Below are 16,502 nucleotides of genomic sequence, written 5' to 3'. Positions count from 1 at the left end.
GCGAGGCAGCGCAGTCACCCAGCCGCCGAGGCGAAGAATCGTCTCGCTGAGGGGTTCCCGCCAAGACCGCTATCGCTCCCATGACGACAGGAGGGATCGACACCGCACGGAAGCCGTGGTGAGCTACCGCGGCCCCTGCTGACCCACACGTCCCGCCGCTCTCCCACCTGACCTCCAGCACGAGGACCAAGCACGTATCTGAGATCTGCTGGAGCAACCTCCATCGTTGAGCACCTGTCGGGCTCCTACGGCCATCCAGCAGTGACCTCGGCGTGGTGCTCAACGAGCACCTCAAGATCGGGTAGCAGAGCGTCGTCGATGGCGAGCCGCTGGCCGGCCAGACGGGCGTAGACGGGGAACCCCATCAGGCCTGGGTGAACGAGAACTGTTCGTTCGCGTGGATCGATAGTCATCTGGGCGGTGTCGAATAGGCCGTGGATGTCCGCCCGTAGCAGCAGCCCTTCGGTAGCGACGTGACGTTTGTACTTGGAGAAGGCGCGCAGGTGAGCAGCCTGCAGCGCTGCTGCGGGACCGTCGCCGGTCACCGCACAGACCAGCCCATACCGATCAATGAGATCCTGCCGGAACCCTGGCTGACCGGTGCGAACCTCGACCAACGTCGTCCGCGTACCAGCCTTACGCGTGGTGCCGCGCCGTTTCGCCTTCGCTGCGGCCACTTTTCGGCCAGCGTGTGTCACGGGAGCGGCAGCCTGCACCAAGTGGAACCGCCAGATGCGGAAGCCGTCGCCGTTCGTCTCTGGCCACATGTTGACGATGTCGAATAGCCCGTCGTACCGGTAGCCGGTCTTCGGGGAGTACGTCGGGTCTCCGGATGCTCCGCGGATGACCCGGACCGGGTGCTTGTCCCGGTAGGCCACGGCGAGACCGGCGTTTCCCAAGGTCAACTCTTGGTCGGCGACCTGCCGACGGGTGGTTTCGTCACGGCCGCCCTGTCCTGTGTAGATGATCTGGTCGCCGAGATCGACGTCATCGGGATACCCGCCGTTGACGACGATGGAATCTGATCCCTCCTTGCCCCCGGCGATGCCCGCCTGCAATGTCCGATGCAGGCCTACGGCATGCATGTCCCGGTACCTGGCGAACTGGTCCCCCACGCTGACGCCGGCCACGGCGCCGTACTGCACTTTGCCCACAGCTAGGCAGCGTAGTCACTCACACCGACAGCTCGAGACCAGGAAGCGATGACGTGGTCTACGGGCCAGGTGCTGGGCTTCGTCAATGGGGACTGTTCGCTGAACGGTACCTCTCTGTCACGACGCCGTGACACAGAGGAGCCGTTCGCCGGACAGACCCACGATCCCCTCATCCGTCTGCCGGGTGCTTCCTGGATTGGGAGCGCAAGGCGTCTGCGTCCCTGTGCTTGCCGAAGGCGGAGAGCATCTGTGCCAGTTGATCGTGGATTTCGTACCGCGCGCTTGGGGCGAGATCCGGGATCAACGCGTCGAAAGCGGCGATGAGTGCATCCACCGGAGGCAGGATGTCATCGCCGGCCACGATCTTCACCGTACGATTTAGGTCTTCGACAACTGAAATCAGCTCGGTGAGGTCGTGGTTGTGGTTTCGTAGCCACCAGAGGGTTGCCGATGCCGTGTTCTTGAAGACGGTGTTCTTCAGGTAGGTGAGTTCGGCGCGTTCGATCTCGTGCCCGGCGGCGGCGACTTCTCGCCGCCGGAGGTGTTGCGCGTGTTGCTGCGCCAGTTCGAGTTGGTCCGGATTGACGGTGAGGACGACATCTTCCGCCCATACACGGACTGGAGGTTTGTCTGACAACAGGCTGGTTTCCGCCAGGTCCGCGGCGAGCCGGGTTCCGGCGAGGTTTGCGTGGATAGGCGAGTAGCTGCTCAGCAGCCTGGCGGCACGGGCGGTGACCTCCTTGCAGGCTTTCTCTTGCCAAGCTGGTGATGCGCTCCAGACCACGGTGCAGCTCACCTCGAAGTCGAAGCCGGGCAGCTCACTGGGAATTGGGCCCGCGAACGGTGCGCGCCGGTCGGGCTCGTCCGGCGCGGGCTCGACCTGTGTCGTGCGATGGCGCCATCGCATGTTTAGGAGTCCTCGTTCCGGATGGGTTGTGGGGTGAACGGATGCCTGTTCAGCAGTTCTTCTCCCAGTGCCTGGTGTACGGCGAGGCGGGGGTCGGTGCGGTCGTGGTCTTCCCAATAGCGGGGGATGAATCCGAGCCAGCGGTCGGCAGCCATGCGCACCGCGCCGATCTGCGTGACCGGCGCGTCGGACGTTGCCGCGGCTTCGCCGAGTACGCCCAGTAGGAAAGCCTGCTGGTCCGAGGCGGTTACCAGGTCAAGCCAGGATCCGATCGCCTCGTGGACGAGCGCGTGGTCTTCCAGAGCCAGTTGGGCCCGCCAGATCCGGATCAGTGGCTGCCGGTGAACCCCGATGAACTCGCCGGCGTCCGCGGAGAGCAGTTCGCGCAGGATCCGCACCGCGACGGCCCGCTGCCGTTCCTTGCCGCTTCGCAGCCACTCGTCGAGTTTCGCCAGCACCTGCGGGAACGCGCCGTTGTCGCGGACAAGGGCGAGCACGGCCGCCACGACCTCGTCGTTGACCCACCGGTCGTTGTGCAGGGCGAGGTTGCCCAGCCGGGTAAGCGCCTTGTCTGTGTGCTTGCGGCCGAACTTGGACCGGCACACCGCCAGCACAAGATTGACGAGTTCGGGGGTGAGGTCGGATTTCCGGGCCCAATCGTTCAGCTGACGGTGCACCACTGGAGCGCTGCGATCGTCGAGCGCCCCAGCGGTGACCAGGTCGACGGCCATACGGGCGGGCACCGCCTTGCCAGAGCCTGTCCACCTTTCAGCCACCTTCGTGATGAACTTGGCGGCGTCTTGCGACGCACAGAGGTCGAGGAAGCGACTCACCAAGCCGGCCCTGGCGTCATCGTCCAACCGGAGCCGCTGCCCAAGTCCGAGCGCGGTCACCCAATCCACCAATTCCTCGCGGCGTTCGTGATACCCGTGCCAGACATGCCGGAGGACCGAACGGTCGTAGTAAAAGCGGTCGAACTGCGCCCGGTCGTCGGCGGAGCTAACGCCCTTGAGCTCGGTCAGCCGGCCGGCGAAGCCACGGCCCTCCAGCAGCTTCCCGGGTGGGGGTGGGTACCCGGCGAGGGTGAGCAGCTCGCGTTCCGCCCAGTATTGGGTTTCGGTCGAACAGCCGCTGAGCAGGGCGACGGTGAGCATCAGGCTGCGTCGGTTCCAGTCTTCTTCCTTGTCGAAGACGGTGATCAGCTCGGTCGTCCAGTTGCCGTAGGCGAGGACCGCCTTCTCAGCCACGGTGTCGATGGCGGCGCCTTCTCCTGCGAGGTGGTGTTCTCGCACGATCAGGTCGGCCAGCCAGGCCGCGTCGGCGGGATGGGCCGATGCGAGCGCGTCAGTAATCTTGGGGTTGGACGAGATCTCCGCGGGGATCGTGGTCTTCTGCAGGTGGGCGAGCAGTACGTTCCCGGCAGGCGGTTCGATGAGCTGCTTGGTCCGGCCCTGGTAGAGCGCCTGCAGTCCGGGCGGTGGTGGTTCGGGCAGGAGCACGACTAGATGGGCTTTCGCGGCCGTGACGGTACCTAGGAAGCTCTTGAGCTGGCCTTCGGCGTTGTCGAGTACGTCGTTGTCGGTCTTGGTCAGGTCAAGCAGGACGTGGGCGTTCTGTGCGACGCGCCGCAAGTTGAGCTGAGTGTCTTCATCGAATTCGATGACGTTGATCGTTAGTGTTTCGGCGCTAGATACGGCTTTGAGCGCTAAGACGCCGGCCGTCCACCGTCCGCTGTGCGGGCGGCCGTAGAGGAAGACGACTTTGTTGTCACGCAACGAGTTCACGATTCCGGTGAAGTCGTGCGGCTCGGCGAAGCGGTCCTTGAGCCAGCGGAGGTGGCCAGGATCGATCTCGTCCCGGACGATCAGGTCCCGGAACCCGCTGCCGGTGCCGAAGACCTGGAGAATGTCTCCCGATTTCTGCACGTCGACGGAAATGCCGCCGGTGACGTCGCCGCCCACGGTCACGTTGCCATCGCCGGTGACCGAGGTGCTGTCGGTGGGGGCCGTGAAGCTGTCCGTGGTGGTCATCAGTCCTTCTTCCCGTTCTTGCGGACGTTCTGTCGGATACCGCCGCTCACGCTGCCGCCGGTGACGATGTTCCCGTCGCCGACGGTGTGTTGATGCGAGTGCCGGGATTTGTCGGTCCAGCGATACTGGTCCCGCATTTGGAACGCGTTCCCGTACACCGTGCCGTTGATCGTGTTGGTCACCGCGGTGTCGGCTTCGAGAACTTGGTTCGGCGAAACCGGATCAGCGGGAACCAGCTCGTCCGGCGTGCCGATCCCTCGGGACAGCAGGTCACCCGAGGGCTTCGGCACGTGCAGGTAGGCGTCGCCCACATAGCTCTTCACCGACACCGGGACACGAACGAACTCACCCGGTGCCTTCGCCGCGTACCCGGAGAGCGCAACGTCCTCGTAAACGCGCGCCGAGAGCACCGCGGCGACGAACGTGACCTCAGGTTCGGAACTGGCGAGCAGCTCGCGCACCGGCTCGCAGTCCAGGAGTCGGTGTGTCTCGACCATGGCCGCACCTGAGCCGTCTCCGAGCCGGGCATTCCCGGAATCGATCAGCGGGCCCACCGCGACGCTCACCCGCATGCGGGTCGGCTCGCCGGATTGGCCGAGGCGCATACGGTGGTGGTAGGCCAGTTCGTCTTGCAGGGCGTCGAGGAACGACCCGATGAGGATCGGCAACGTCTCCGGGCGGAAGCCGACCACGAACCCGTCGCCACGACCGGCCGGGAATCGACGGTCCGCCCAGACCTCGGCGTGGCCCGCTCGCTCGAAGGCGCGCTCAAGGATGGTAGGGATCAACTCGGTGAGCGCGTAATGGTCGGCGGGGGTGACTCCGCTGAAGTTCTTGACGTCCACCGACAGCACCGCGTGGTACGGCGGTAGCTCGTCGGTGGGGGAGTACGTGTCCTCAGTCATGGGAAGCACTGTGGCCTGCTGGGCCGCGGGGTAATGTCCACCAGAAGACGAACAGAAGTGACCTGCGTCACTTTTGATTCGGGTATGCGTGACGCCGGAGCTTGTCGAACCGTTCGACGGTCAGGTTGCGCTCGGAGCTCAGGACGCCTTCCTGGCGCAGCTGGGCGACCAGGCCGGCAACGAGGCTGCGGGACAGCCCCAGCACGTGCCCGAGCCGGGTCTGCGAGAGCGGGATCAGGCGAGGGTCATGTCCCGGTTCGGCCAAGTCGGCTAACTGCACCATCAACCGCGCGATCCGCCGCAACGGGGGAAGGCTCAACATGTCCACCGAGTCTTGACCCGCCCGTTGCAGCTTGGCCGCCACGTACCGGCCGACCTCCCGGTGGACGCCGTCGGCGACAAGCACGCGCTCGAAAGTGCCTGAGGGCACTGCAAACGCTGTGCAGCGTTCCAACGCGTAAACGTCCGCGGTGCGCACCCCGCCGACCTCGAACGCCACCTCGCCGATCACGTCACCGGCGCCGCGCAGGGCGATGAGGCGGTAGTCGCCGTCCTCGGTGTGGCACCCCACTTCGACCCGCCCGGACGTCAGCAGCAGAACCGAGGTCGCCGGGGCGCCACGTACGAAGATGGGCTCGCCCTTGCTGAACGCGCGTCGGAAGCCGAGCTTGCACAATGTCGACCAGGTGCGTTCGGGGACGAGCGCGCGAAACCCCCGGTGTGCATGATCATCTGGCACGACCAATCACAATAGCCGGTCGGAGACTGGGTGCCGGGCGAATCACCCGTTCAGCCGGACCCGTTGTCTCACGCGAATCCGCGCCGGGGTGGGACGGGACTGTCCTCAGTGGACGAATCGTGGTCGGATCCGTCCACGGCATCAGCTGACCATGTCGGCGATCGGGCTGTTCCTGGTCACCGGCTTGTCTGTATCGGTGAACGCCGCGCACGCGAAACTTCGGCGGGATGGCTACCGGACCTCGGGAGCCACGTGACGAAGAGCGACCTTGGGGTCGTGTCCCGTCCTGCCCGAGCATGACTCAAGCGGATCGACGGCGTGCGCGAGGCAGTAAGCCGACAGCCGCTTGCGCGTGGTCGTTGGTGCGTGACGGGGGCCGCCTGCTGCTCGGGAAGCTGTAGCTCGGTGCAGGGTCGTCGAATGGGCGCAGTCGTGGCTGGGTGTCGGGCATGAGCATCAGCGCGACGCGGCTTCGGGACGGCGCCATCGGCGCCGGGTACGAGGGGCAGGAGATCGGGTCGGTCGTGGGGGACCTGGTCCGGCGCGGTGTGACGCGGCTGGTGGACGTGAGGTTGACGCCGATCTCTCGTAGACGGGGCTTCAACAAGACCGCGCTCGGACAGGCCCTGGCCGAGGTCGGGTCGTCTACGACCACCGTCGCGAGCTGGGGAACCTGGAAGGGAACTGTTCCGGATTCGCCGGCAACGAGGCGGAGCTCAGCCAGGCGAAGGCCTGCTACGTCGAGCTGCTCGGCAACGCCGAAGCGCAGACGAGTTTGGACGACCTCGGGTGGCCGAGTGCATCGCGGTGCTGTGTTTCGAGGCGGACCAGCGACGTCGCCACCGAGACATCGTGCTCGGCGAGACCGCCCATCGGCTACCGCGGTCCTGACCTGCGACGCGGTGGGTAGTAGACGCCCAGGACGCCGAACGCCCGGTGTGGGCTGCCACGTTGCCGACGTAGAAGGTGACGTCACGGTCGGGGCTGCAGATTTCGCGGAGGAACCGCTTGCCGAAGCCGTTGCTCCGCCTCTGAGGTGCTTAACCGCCGAAATGCAGTTGGAACGCGACGAAGTCTCAGTCGATGAAGCCTTGCTTGTGGCCGCTGCAGTCGGGGTTCCTCGCACGCGTAGTGATACGCACCGGCGAGCTGGGGTGCCCAGAGCGGACTTCGGTTCTCGTTGCCGAAGAGTTGATCTGCCGTATGTGGGCCTCGATCTTGGCCTGCTGGCTCGGCGACCAGCCCTGATGGCGGCTGGTCCGAAGAGCGGTGATCTTCTTCGGTCTAGTCCGGGCCAGAGACTTGCAGTCCATGGTGGCGCCTCGGCGCAGCCGGCGCATCGTCGTCTCGGCGATAGCGGTACAGCCGTATCCAGCCCGGCCGAGCCGGATCGAGGCTCAGGCCGGCGACGCAGACCGTCTCCCCGGAACTTGTCGGAGGGGTTGGGTGCCGCCTGGCGACGGCTGGCGGGTCGGCCCGCCAACGTCCCCTCACGTCGAAGAGCGGCACATCCGCTCTTACGAACAGCAATATGCCACGGCAGCATGTGTGGCCGTCTTAGCAGCGGTCGCTGAGCGAAAGCCTGGCTCCGCCGAGGTCGGGCCTGACAGACTAGCTCGATCTCGGCAACCCGCTGGTTCAGTGGGGCTATGCCAGGCCAGGAACTTCGTCCGAAGCGTCTCCGCAACATAGGCACGTTCCCCATCGGGGAGGTGCTGGCGACCGTACTACCGTCATGGCGTAGGTGCCTGCGCGCCATGACTTTTGCCCTTTATGCTCGCCTGTGAGCCGATGCGCTATTAGCGCGCCACGGAGAGGATTGCTATGCCTGAGCCTGTACTTGTGTCGATCGCCGCTGCCGCTGCGGGACGTGCGGTAGTCGGGCTGTACCAGTTGATCAAAGCTAAGTTCGCCGACGACCCCGACGCGTCTGCGGTACTTGATGCCGCGGAAGGCGCCGCAGAGGACTCTGCGGAAGTGGACGAACTCGCCGCCACCCTGGAGAAAAAGCAGGCTACCGACCCAGTGTTCGGCGAGCAGTTGCGGCAGGAATGGGAACGAGCAACGGTCGAGCAGTACGCTGAGTCCAACGGCGTGACGAACCACGTCTCCGGTCAGATCGGCGGCAACGTGGTGCAAGCCCGGGATATCCAAGGGGGAATCAGGTTCTGAAGCCGATTGGTAGCCCGCCCGCCGTGGGAGCTTCGTAGCCAGTGGCCCAGTGCCGGTCATGTCGCGGTCGAATTCTGTCGATTCCCGGTGCTCCGTTGGGGCGACGTCGATGCTCTGTTCGCCGTTCAAGACGGTATCCGGATACGGTCTCCCGTGCTTGTGCGGACGTGTGGCTTTCCGCGATCGCCTGTTCAGCGGTCGCGGAATACTCTGGGGCATGTGCCGCGGGACGCCCGAAGACGATCTACCTTCGCGAGCACTAGCTAATCGATGCCATTGCTGCGCATCTCGCCGACACGGGCGATCTCGACCTCCGGAGTCACGCGCGTGCCTGTATCGTCGCCGCGGAACTCCGAGCTAGCGGCGCCTCGTTCGACGAGGCGACTTACCGAAGCTCCGTGCTGTTCGATGACGCAACGGTGCAAGGCAAGCCTCTACGTCCCGAAGAGTTTGTTCCCGGCCCAACGTAACCGGGTCAAGCAGGCTGAGTCGAGCACTCGAAGAGTGCCGGTTACACCGCCCCAGCACCGCGGTCGGGGCCCGTGCTGATGGCGCGTCGAACACGTCAGGCCACAGTTCACCAGCCCGCCGATTGAAGGCGCCGGACCATCCGTGCAGTCGGATCAAGCCGGGATGGTCGAACCAGGAATTCCGAACTGCTGGTCGAGATCATCTGCGAGTTGGCGGGCCGCGCCGCGTAGTGCAGCAACGTCATCGTCGGCAGAGAAGGCGGCTTCAACCGAGACGGGCCGGCGAACTGCCCGCGAGCCCTGCACCTGGTGGTACAGGGAAGACAACGCATATCCGCCGCCCAGCCGGTTGTCGATTGCGACCAGCGGTAACCGGCCGGTGGTTTCGTCTCGCAGCAACGCGGCGCGGGCCAGGATCGTCCCGATACCTCCGAGATGGCGAACGTGAACCGCGGCCACAGCGACCGCGTCGGCGATCACCGCGTCGACGAGCCGGTACGGAACATACGAGACATCCTCGTCACCTCGGGCAATCTCGGTGCCGCGGGTGAACCCGGCCAGCCCGATCGCCACCGCGATCGAGCCGTCATGGTGGAGTTCCACCAGGCCCCAGTCGATGAGTTCCTGGGGGTTCGATGAGAAGTGGTTCGACCGGATTACCCAGCGCCGGAGGCCGGTCCGCGGGTTGTTCACCGCGTTGTCAGGAAGCTGATTCAGCATCGGGAGACGTTCTTGTTCATGGCCGAAGAAGTCGGACGCCAGCTGATCCGCGTCGCGCATCGTCGCGGTCGCCCCGTCGCGGTCCGGTCGTGTGTGCAGGAGCGGTAGGGGTGCGACCGGCCGGGCCGACACCGTTACCCAGATGCCGTTCTCCAGGTCGATCTCCGGGATCATGCCGTCGATCAGCGCGGTCAGCGCCGTCCGGTCGTCGGCGCGCCGGGTGAACCGGTCGCGGTAGGCGCGTTCGAGCTGGCTTTCCGACATCCAGTTCGTGTCGGTCCCGTACCGGTACGGGACACCCAGGGCGTTCTTCTCACCGATCACGTGGGGTGCGTCCGGGCTGGGCGGGACGAACACGGCGATCAGGCCACGAAGCCCGTTTTCGCCGGGGTCGTCCAGCGCCTCGATCAGGAGACCGTCGACCAGCGGTCGAACGCGGCCGTTGGCGTAGGAGCGGAGGGCTTGGCGGTCGCGCTCGCCGTTCGGAACACCAGTCAGCTCGACAGCTCGCTCGTTGTCTTCCCTTACTCCGTAGATGATCAGGCCGCCGCGGGTGTTGGCCATCGCGGCGACGTCCTTGGCGAACTCCCACCGCTTCTTGTCAACCTCCGGCGGCAGGGCCTGTTTCCAGTCGAGATCTTCCGACTCGGCCATCCCAACCTCGATCGCCCGCATCACCAGCTCGTGGGTCAGCGGAGTGGGAGAAACACCCAGTTCAGCGTGGATTCGCGACCACATGATCGGCATCCCCGGATGGTAGTCGCGGCCGGAGGGCGACATCGTCACGCCACACCGGCAGACGGATCCGCTGGCCGGGTCCCATCTCACGTCTGAGGCCCGGTGATGTCGCGCCGTCGCCGGCGGCCGGATCCACTCGTGCGCCGCGTGGTCAGCTGCCTCAGCAAGCCGATTGCTGCTGGAGTGGAACGAACTCGCCTCGTCTCACGACTATCCACACAGCCCGTGTCTCTTTCCGACGGAACGACTGGGCAAGAACGACCGTACCGGCACGCGGCGAAGGAGCATCGGTGGATCTCTCCACGTTGAACAACGACCAGGTTCACGCGGTCGCCGCTCATTTGGCGGTGGCCGAAGCGATCGTCCGGACCCGTTGTCCTGCCGAGGTGAAACCCGAAGCGCGCCGGTACCGGCTGGGTCTCAACGGCAAACTCGCGCAGGTAACCGCACGGCGGACAGGGGAGTGGCAGGTCACCGACGTCACCCGGCCGCTTCTGGCGGACACCGAGGTGTTGGTGCTGGTGGACTTCATCCCAGAACACCCGGAGTTCTACGTGATCCCCGCAGGCTGGTTTCGTGCCGACGTCGAGCAGCGCTACGCGGCCTTCAGGGCACGGGTGGGGACGCGGCCCCGGAATCCAGACAGCAAGCACTACAGCGTGCACACTTCCGATGTCGAGCGGTGGCGTGGTAGCTGGGCCGCTGTCATCGCGGAGGCGGTGTGAGCGAGCCGGATCTCGAGACCACCGAAGCGGACGAGTCCGAGGAGGACTATCGGGACAAGTCCCCGTCGGCGGGCCGGATGGGTAAGGCCGTCGAGTACCTGGTGGCGTCGGCGTGCATTCTCGCGTCTCGTGGCGAGCTGAACGCGGCCACGTCGCTGGTGGACGATGAGGGTGTGGACCTGGTGTTCAACCGTCGCGGTAGCTCGGCCACGCTGGCCGTGCAGGTCAAGTCCCGGATGTCGGACAGCAAACGAGTCCAGGCCGGATCCTTCGTGGCGTTCGTCCGTTCGCAGACATTCCGGCCGCGCCCTGATCTGGATCTCCTGTTCGTCGCTGTGGACATCGTTGAGGCGCGCTTGATGGCGGCGTGGCTGGTGCCGAGTGAGGACTTCGCCGCGCAGGCCGGCGCACCGAACAGCCGGGGGCACCTGCGGTTCTATGCCTCGCTGAAGCCCGGCTCGCAAGATCGTTGGCGCCGGTATCGGCTCACCCCCGCTGAACTCGCGCCCCGGGTGCTGGAGCGCCTTGCCGAGCGCGGCGACTCGTGAACCGCAGACCGTCCCACTGCCCGGATGGTCACGTCAGCTTCGAGCGGCATGTGCCGGTCTGGGGTGACCGTGGCGCTCTCGGGTCAGTGTCGGCCTGTGTTCCGGGGCCGGCCTAAGCGATGTCTCGTTACTGAAGGAGTGGCTGGTGAGGCTGGTGTTGCGTCAGGCTTCGCGGAGGACGTTGTGCAGGCGCGCGATTCCGGACACCGTGCTGGCAGCGCGGCGGTAGTCGCGAAGGATCTTGTATTTCTTCATCCGGGCCAGGACGTGTTCGACGCGAGCGCGGACCTTGCGGTGGGTGGCGTTGAGCTCCTCTTTCCAGTTCGGGAGTTCGCTGTCGTCGCGAGTTTGCGGTAGGGCATGACGATCGCCGGGTTGCCTTGGTAGCTGCCGTCGGCCATCACCGGCCGACCGGCGAGTTGCTCGGCTATGCCCGAGTCACGGTAGACGGTGCAGTCGTTGCGGCTGCCCGGCTGTGGGTCACCGGTCGCGATCACCAGCCAGGTCTCGGCGTCGATCGCGACCTGCACGTTAGCCGAGTACCGGTAGTTCTTCGACGGTGTCGCCAGCCGGTGAACCCGGGTGGGCGCCAGTGTGCCGTCCACGAACGCGACTGCATACATCCACCCGGCGTTTGCGGACCGGAGCCAGGGTCAACAGTAGACCGATCTTGACGATCACCTGATGCGCTGCCGAAGCGACACTCCGAATAACGGCCTGATCTGTCGCATCGTCAGATTCGTCCGTCAATACGTTGCGACCAGCAACACGCGATCGGCCAGTGGTAACGCCTACTGCCGGCCCGGGCGGCCGTCGGCGATCTCATCCAGCCTCGTCTCGCGGCCAGCCGCACGAGCTTGCGGAACTGGCCCGGCTCCAGCCCGGTGAACGGGATAATCCTATCCGGCCGCGACGCTGGATCACCTGCATCACACGAACATTGTGGGGACGATTGCCGGTGACCCTATCCCGTGCACGCAGGGCAAATGTGCCCGACACGGTCGCCACACTTACGGCTATTTCGCTCAGCTTGGGCAAGCTGGTGATCATTCGTTGAAAACGTTAGATCGTCACTACGGCGGACACCCCTTTCGAAGATCAAATGTGCCAGGTATACCCTGCGCTGACTGAGTGACAGGGCCCCTGTCGCGAGGAACGCAGCGAGACACACTTTCGGCCACCAGGGGGAAGCGGTGAGTGAGCAGAACGAGAACTCGGCAGAGTATGCGGAGAAAGTTCGACAGAATCTGAAGGAGGCGGTTGCCGACGGAGATCCTGACGCGATGCTGAAGAAGCTTGATCACTTGCGTGCGGAGGGTGATCCAGCTGCGGCGGAGGAACTTACGCGCAAGATTGTCGAAGTCGCAATTGAGGCCCTTCAGTCGCCGACGTCGCCGTCGGAGGAGACGCTATTCTCCCGTCGGCGTAAACTACTTCTTGTTATTTTCTTTGTGGTCGTCGTTCTGATGGTCACCGTGGTCTTGACTGTAGTGATCACTCGCACGACAACGGCGCGCCCGACGGCGACCCCCCGGTCTAGTCCAAGTATTGCCCTTCCGGCTGGCACGACAATCCCTCCTGCGGCAGGGACTTCCAGTACGGTGGGCGTGCCTGAGAATGGAACTGCGACTTCCTCAACTATCAGCACCTCTTACAAGATCAAGTCTCAGCAGCGCATCACGGTCGGCGCACCGACCACATCCGACTGCAGTGTCACCGGAATTGATCTTGATGTTCCGGCTGTGCATGTTGATGATGTCGGCGACGGGGACGACTTGAAGTACGATGACAACAACTGCGACCTGCACTTCAGGAAGGCGAGCGCCCCATTCGTGGGCACCGCCCCAACGCGACAACCTCAAACCGGCGAAGAGTGCTCGAAAATTGCTCAAACCAACGCGGCGCCCGGAACCATCAAGGTGGGCGACTTAAAGATCGGGCAATCCGCATTCTGTGTGGTCACCGACTCGGGAAATATTGCCTGGATTAATCTTGCCGACGTCGTCAGCCACGGCGGCAGGGAGAATCCGGACCTGAAGTTCGATCTCACGCTATGGGGCCGGGGTTGAGTTCGAAGTGTACAAAGCGCCGAACGGGATACTCTTCGGCCGAGCGACAGTTGTCTGATGTGAGGCCTTACAGAGATTGAAGTGCCGAGGTCTGAATGATCTTGGTCAGGTGCGGCGTGTCGACGTGATCTTCGCTCCTTGTGGGTCTAGACCGAGGTTGTGAGGTACCCGGATGGTGGCGGTTTGACCGCCTCGGGACGGGCCCGCCGAGAACAGGTCGGCTCTGTCATGATTTCCGTGTAAGCCACGGATGATTTCTTCTCTTATTCTAGTGGAGTGGCAGGCGATCTGGGAAGAGTGCGGCGAGGGTGTTTAGTGCCTGTTTCCAGCCTCGGGTTCCTGTTCCTGATGGTCCGCCTCGGTTGCTGGTGATGTTGCGGAGTCCGAGGTAGAGCAGTTTTGTTGCGTCGGTGTCGCTGTCGAAATGGCCGCGATTCTTGGTGATTTTCCGGAGCTGGAAGTTGATGTTCTCGATCAGGTTCGTGGTGTAGACGATCCTGCGGAGTTCGGGTGGATAGTCAAGGAATGGGGTGAATTCGTTCCAGGTGTGCCGCCACACCTGGATCGCGGCCGGGTATTGCGTGCCGAAGTCTTTGTCGAAACGGGTGAGTGCGATCTCGGCTGCCTCGAGTGTCGGCGCGGTGTAGATGTCCCGCATGGCTGCGGCGACTTTCTTCCGGTCGCCATAGGAGATGAAGCGCATGGCGTTGCGGATCACGTGCACAACGCAGGTTTGGACCACGGTGTCGGGAAACGCGCCGCGGATCGCGTCGGGCAGGCCGGTCAGGCCGTCGCAGCAGGCGATCAGGATGTCTTTCACACCACGGTTGCGCAGGTCGGTGACGACTTTGGCCCAGAATTTCGCCGCTTCGGTGTCGGCGATCCAGAGTCCGAGGGCGTGTTTACGGCCTTCCATGTCCACGCCGATGGCCAGGTAGGCGACCTTGGAGGTGACCACGCCCTTGTCCTTGATCCGCAGCCGCAGGCCGTCGACATAGAGGATCGGGTACATCTCATCCAGGGGCCGGGATTGCCACAACGCGATCTCGTCGGTCACCACTTCGGTCACGTTGGAGATCAGTTCCCGTGACACGTTCACGCCATATACTTCGCGCAAATGGGATTCGATGTCCCGGGTGGTCATGCCTCGCGAATACAGCGACAGGATCGCCTCGTCGATATTGCCCAGCCTGCGTGTGCGTTTCGGCACGATCGCCGGTTCGAACGAACCATTCCGGTCGCGCGGCACCGCCAGCTCGACCGGGCCGTTGGTGGTGGACACGGTTTCGGGGACCTGCCGTTCCGGGAGTTCCCGGACCCGTTCCCGGCGGGGTCTCCTTTCTCATAGCCGAGATGATGGGTCATTTCCGCGTCCAGCGCCCGTTCGAGCACCGCCTTGGTCATCTCGTTCAGCAATTCTTGCGCACCCAGCGCCCCGCCGTTCGCATACGCGTCTTTCACCAACGCATCAAGCGTTTCCTGCGGCAGCACACGAGCGAGTACCTCGCCGGCCGCGGATCCCGCGGCCCGATCAGACGATGTGTTCTCGGTCACAGATGGAGCCTTTCTGGGTCGCGGTCAGCGACCCGATCTTGGTCCATCCGTGGCTTACACGGTTGTCATGACACGGCCCCGTGCCCGCCGTGGCCGCCGACACCGTCCGGTCCGACCGGCGCGGTTTGCTGGCCTGTTTCAGCCACAGCACAAAGTCGCGGACTTCGGCCGGGGTTGCCTTGTCCCAGGCAACCTCGACTGCTCGTAACCACCGCCACCAGCGCAGCAGCGTGTATGCGTAGCTGCGTACCGACGCAAGGCTGGTGTCCCTGGCCATGAAATCGGTCAGGTATCGGCGGATCGGCTCTATCGGCACGCCGTCGTCATCGACCACCAGCCACGGCACCGTACCCTCGGCCAGCATCACCCGACCCCACCGGGGCAGCTCGATCGCCGCAATGTCCCGGCCCATGTCATCGAACAACTCACACCACCTTCGTGTTCAAGGTGTGTGAGATCTACCGATCAAGGTCAACCGAGTCATATCACAACGTCGGCGTGTCGCTCCTTAGTCCGGTCAACAGGCCGGGGTCGAGGTCGAATACCAGCCGGTCCGGCGGACGGCGCGCTGGTGCTGGGCCGAGATCGACAGCGTACTGGGGGACGTGGATTTCCAGTGCGGCCCTGTTCGCTGACCACACCAGCGCCGCCAGCTCCTTGAACAGTGGGTATTCGATCGGTTCGCCGCGTGCGCCTTGGCGGCTCCGGGTGCCGGTGCTCGGCAGTTTGACGGTGGGTAGCCAGTCGGGGGCGCCGCGGGGGATGTTCTTCTCGAAGAACTGCTCGCCGTCGACGCCGTCGGGGAACCGGATGACCGTGATCGGCCGTTCGGCGAGGTAGGGGAGCAGCACGGGCGCGATGCGCGAGAAGTAGTTCACGACTTCGCCTTTGGTGAACCTGTCCAGGTACAGCGGTTTGTCCAGGTTCGACAGTGTGAGTTGCCGGGCTCCGGCCTGCACGGTGATCTTGGTGCCGGAGGCCTTCGGTGGCTGGGTCTCGGCGTGCTCGGTCTCTGTGGCGGGTGGGGCGGCTTGGGCAGATCGCGGTTCGGACGAGAGCCGGTGTCGTGGCTGGGGCAGGTATACGTCGTGGGGCTGTTTGTCCTGGATCCACCGGTGTTGATGTGGTGTTTGGGGTGTGTCCGGGGACGCAAATGCCCTCTGGCTTGGGATGATTGTTCTTGCGACGGAACAAAAACCACCTAGCGAGAGGGCATCTGCTGGATGCGATCTTCTCATACCGCCGGATCGGTGTCGGTGAGGTTCGATGATGCGGGTCTCGTGTCGTGCGCGGGGCTGGTGCCGGTGCTGCGGCTGGTGGCGGTCGGGGCGCACTCGGGTGCGAAAGCACTCTCGGTCGTGGCTGGGATGGTGGCCGGGGCGGACTCGATCGAGGACCTGGACGTGGTCCGGCATGGCGGGATGCGCCGGTTGTTCACCGGTCTGCGGGCGCCCTCGACCTGCGGGTCGTGGCTGCGGGGTTTCACCCACGGCCATGTCCGTCAGCTCGCGTCGGTGGCCTCGGAGGCGGTGGTCCGGCTGGCGGGGCGGGTTCCGTCGCTGCTGGCCGGTGTCGAAAGGCTCGCGTTCATCGATATCGACGCGAAGATCAAGGAAACCTACGGTCACGCCAAGCAGGGCAGCGGGTTCGCCTACAACGGGGTCCGCGGCCTGAACCACCTGATCGCCACCCTGTCGTCCCCGGTCTGCGCGCCGGTGATCCTGGCCGGGCGGCTGCGGGGCGGGAACTGCGATTCCCGCCGCGGAGCGGC

General features: G+C 64.7%; 14 protein-coding genes and 3 pseudogenes. 6 read left to right on the top strand and 11 right to left on the bottom strand.

Annotated elements, in window-relative coordinates:
- Positions 1–245: 245 nt before the first annotated feature.
- The 5 genes from ACZ5IK_RS15995 to ACZ5IK_RS15975 all read right to left on the bottom strand — a co-directional run bounded on the left by ACZ5IK_RS15995 (position 246) and on the right by ACZ5IK_RS15975 (position 5,735).
- Entirely contained in the window at positions 246–1,154 is a 909-nt protein-coding gene (locus ACZ5IK_RS15995) for a YDG/SRA domain-containing protein (protein ID WP_465488348.1), read from the bottom strand.
- A 169-nt stretch (positions 1,155–1,323) separates the two neighbouring features.
- Entirely contained in the window at positions 1,324–2,061 is a 738-nt protein-coding gene (locus ACZ5IK_RS15990) for a hypothetical protein (RefSeq protein WP_465488347.1), read from the bottom strand.
- 2 nt (positions 2,062–2,063) lie between these two features.
- Positions 2,064–4,091 carry a hypothetical protein gene (locus ACZ5IK_RS15985; RefSeq protein WP_465488346.1) on the bottom strand — a complete coding sequence of 676 codons (2,028 nt, stop codon included), beginning with the start codon at positions 4,089–4,091 and terminating at the stop codon, positions 2,064–2,066.
- Entirely contained in the window at positions 4,091–4,996 is a 906-nt protein-coding gene (locus tag ACZ5IK_RS15980; RefSeq protein ID WP_465488345.1) for a hypothetical protein, read from the bottom strand. Before ACZ5IK_RS15980 ends, ACZ5IK_RS15985 begins: the two co-directional genes overlap by 1 nt.
- Before the next feature lie 67 nt (positions 4,997–5,063).
- Positions 5,064–5,735, bottom strand: coding sequence for a Crp/Fnr family transcriptional regulator (locus ACZ5IK_RS15975; protein WP_465488344.1), 672 nt, complete (start codon positions 5,733–5,735; stop codon positions 5,064–5,066).
- 449 nt (positions 5,736–6,184) lie between these two features.
- Between ACZ5IK_RS15975 and ACZ5IK_RS15970 the strand changes: the two are divergent.
- A pseudogene (locus ACZ5IK_RS15970) lies at positions 6,185–6,322 on the top strand (hypothetical protein); the annotation flags it as partial.
- 148 nt (positions 6,323–6,470) lie between these two features.
- On the opposite strand, the gene ACZ5IK_RS15965 reads toward ACZ5IK_RS15970, so the two are convergent.
- Entirely contained in the window at positions 6,471–6,608 is a 138-nt protein-coding gene (locus ACZ5IK_RS15965) for a hypothetical protein (protein ID WP_465488514.1), read from the bottom strand.
- Between the two features lie 951 nt (positions 6,609–7,559).
- Here ACZ5IK_RS15965 and ACZ5IK_RS15960 point away from each other — a divergent pair.
- Positions 7,560–7,907: a hypothetical protein gene (locus ACZ5IK_RS15960; RefSeq protein WP_465488343.1), complete on the top strand. Its 348-nt coding sequence runs from the start codon at positions 7,560–7,562 to the stop codon at positions 7,905–7,907.
- Positions 7,908–8,530: 623 nt separating this feature from the next.
- Here the strand turns inward: ACZ5IK_RS15960 and ACZ5IK_RS15955 are convergent.
- The gene (locus tag ACZ5IK_RS15955) at positions 8,531–9,844 is read right to left on the bottom strand and encodes an AlbA family DNA-binding domain-containing protein (protein ID WP_465488342.1); all 1,314 of its coding nucleotides are present in this window, start codon (positions 9,842–9,844) and stop codon (positions 8,531–8,533) included.
- 281 nt (positions 9,845–10,125) lie between these two features.
- Here ACZ5IK_RS15955 and ACZ5IK_RS15950 point away from each other — a divergent pair, with 281 nt between their 5' ends.
- Together ACZ5IK_RS15950 and ACZ5IK_RS15945 are read left to right on the top strand one after the other, a co-directional pair.
- Positions 10,126–10,560 (top strand): hypothetical protein, encoded by a 435-nt coding sequence (locus ACZ5IK_RS15950; protein ID WP_465488341.1) that lies wholly within the window; start codon positions 10,126–10,128, stop codon positions 10,558–10,560.
- Positions 10,557–11,108, top strand: coding sequence for a hypothetical protein (locus ACZ5IK_RS15945; RefSeq protein ID WP_465488340.1), 552 nt, complete (start codon positions 10,557–10,559; stop codon positions 11,106–11,108). Before ACZ5IK_RS15950 ends, ACZ5IK_RS15945 begins: the two co-directional genes overlap by 4 nt.
- A 162-nt stretch (positions 11,109–11,270) precedes the next feature.
- Here ACZ5IK_RS15945 and ACZ5IK_RS15940 read toward each other — a convergent pair.
- Positions 11,271–12,006 (bottom strand): annotated as a pseudogene (locus ACZ5IK_RS15940) (transposase family protein).
- A 295-nt stretch (positions 12,007–12,301) separates the two neighbouring features.
- On the opposite strand from ACZ5IK_RS15940, the gene ACZ5IK_RS15935 reads away from it, so the two are divergent.
- Complete coding sequence (locus ACZ5IK_RS15935) at positions 12,302–13,177, top strand: hypothetical protein (RefSeq protein WP_465488339.1); 876 nt, start codon at positions 12,302–12,304, stop codon at positions 13,175–13,177.
- A 268-nt stretch (positions 13,178–13,445) separates the two neighbouring features.
- On the opposite strand, the pseudogene ACZ5IK_RS15930 reads toward ACZ5IK_RS15935, so the two are convergent.
- From ACZ5IK_RS15930 to ligD, 3 genes and pseudogenes are all read right to left on the bottom strand, one after another.
- Positions 13,446–14,731: pseudogene (locus tag ACZ5IK_RS15930) on the bottom strand (IS256 family transposase).
- Positions 14,709–15,155 carry a site-specific integrase gene (locus ACZ5IK_RS15925; protein WP_465488338.1) on the bottom strand — a complete coding sequence of 149 codons (447 nt, stop codon included), beginning with the start codon at positions 15,153–15,155 and terminating at the stop codon, positions 14,709–14,711. Before ACZ5IK_RS15925 ends, ACZ5IK_RS15930 begins: the two are co-directional and overlap by 23 nt.
- A 61-nt stretch (positions 15,156–15,216) precedes the next feature.
- On the bottom strand, positions 15,217–15,690 hold the full coding sequence (gene ligD / locus ACZ5IK_RS15920) for a non-homologous end-joining DNA ligase LigD (protein WP_465488337.1): 474 nt from the start codon (positions 15,688–15,690) through the stop codon (positions 15,217–15,219).
- Between the two features lie 297 nt (positions 15,691–15,987).
- On the opposite strand from ligD, the gene ACZ5IK_RS15915 reads away from it, so the two are divergent.
- Positions 15,988–16,502 (top strand): transposase family protein (locus ACZ5IK_RS15915; protein ID WP_465488336.1); only part of this gene is annotated, 515 nt, incomplete at its 3' end.

Source organism: Amycolatopsis sp. NPDC031561 (genome assembly GCF_055580625.1).
Note: the sequence above shows the minus strand (reverse complement) of the source record. Positions and strands in the feature narration are given on the sequence as shown.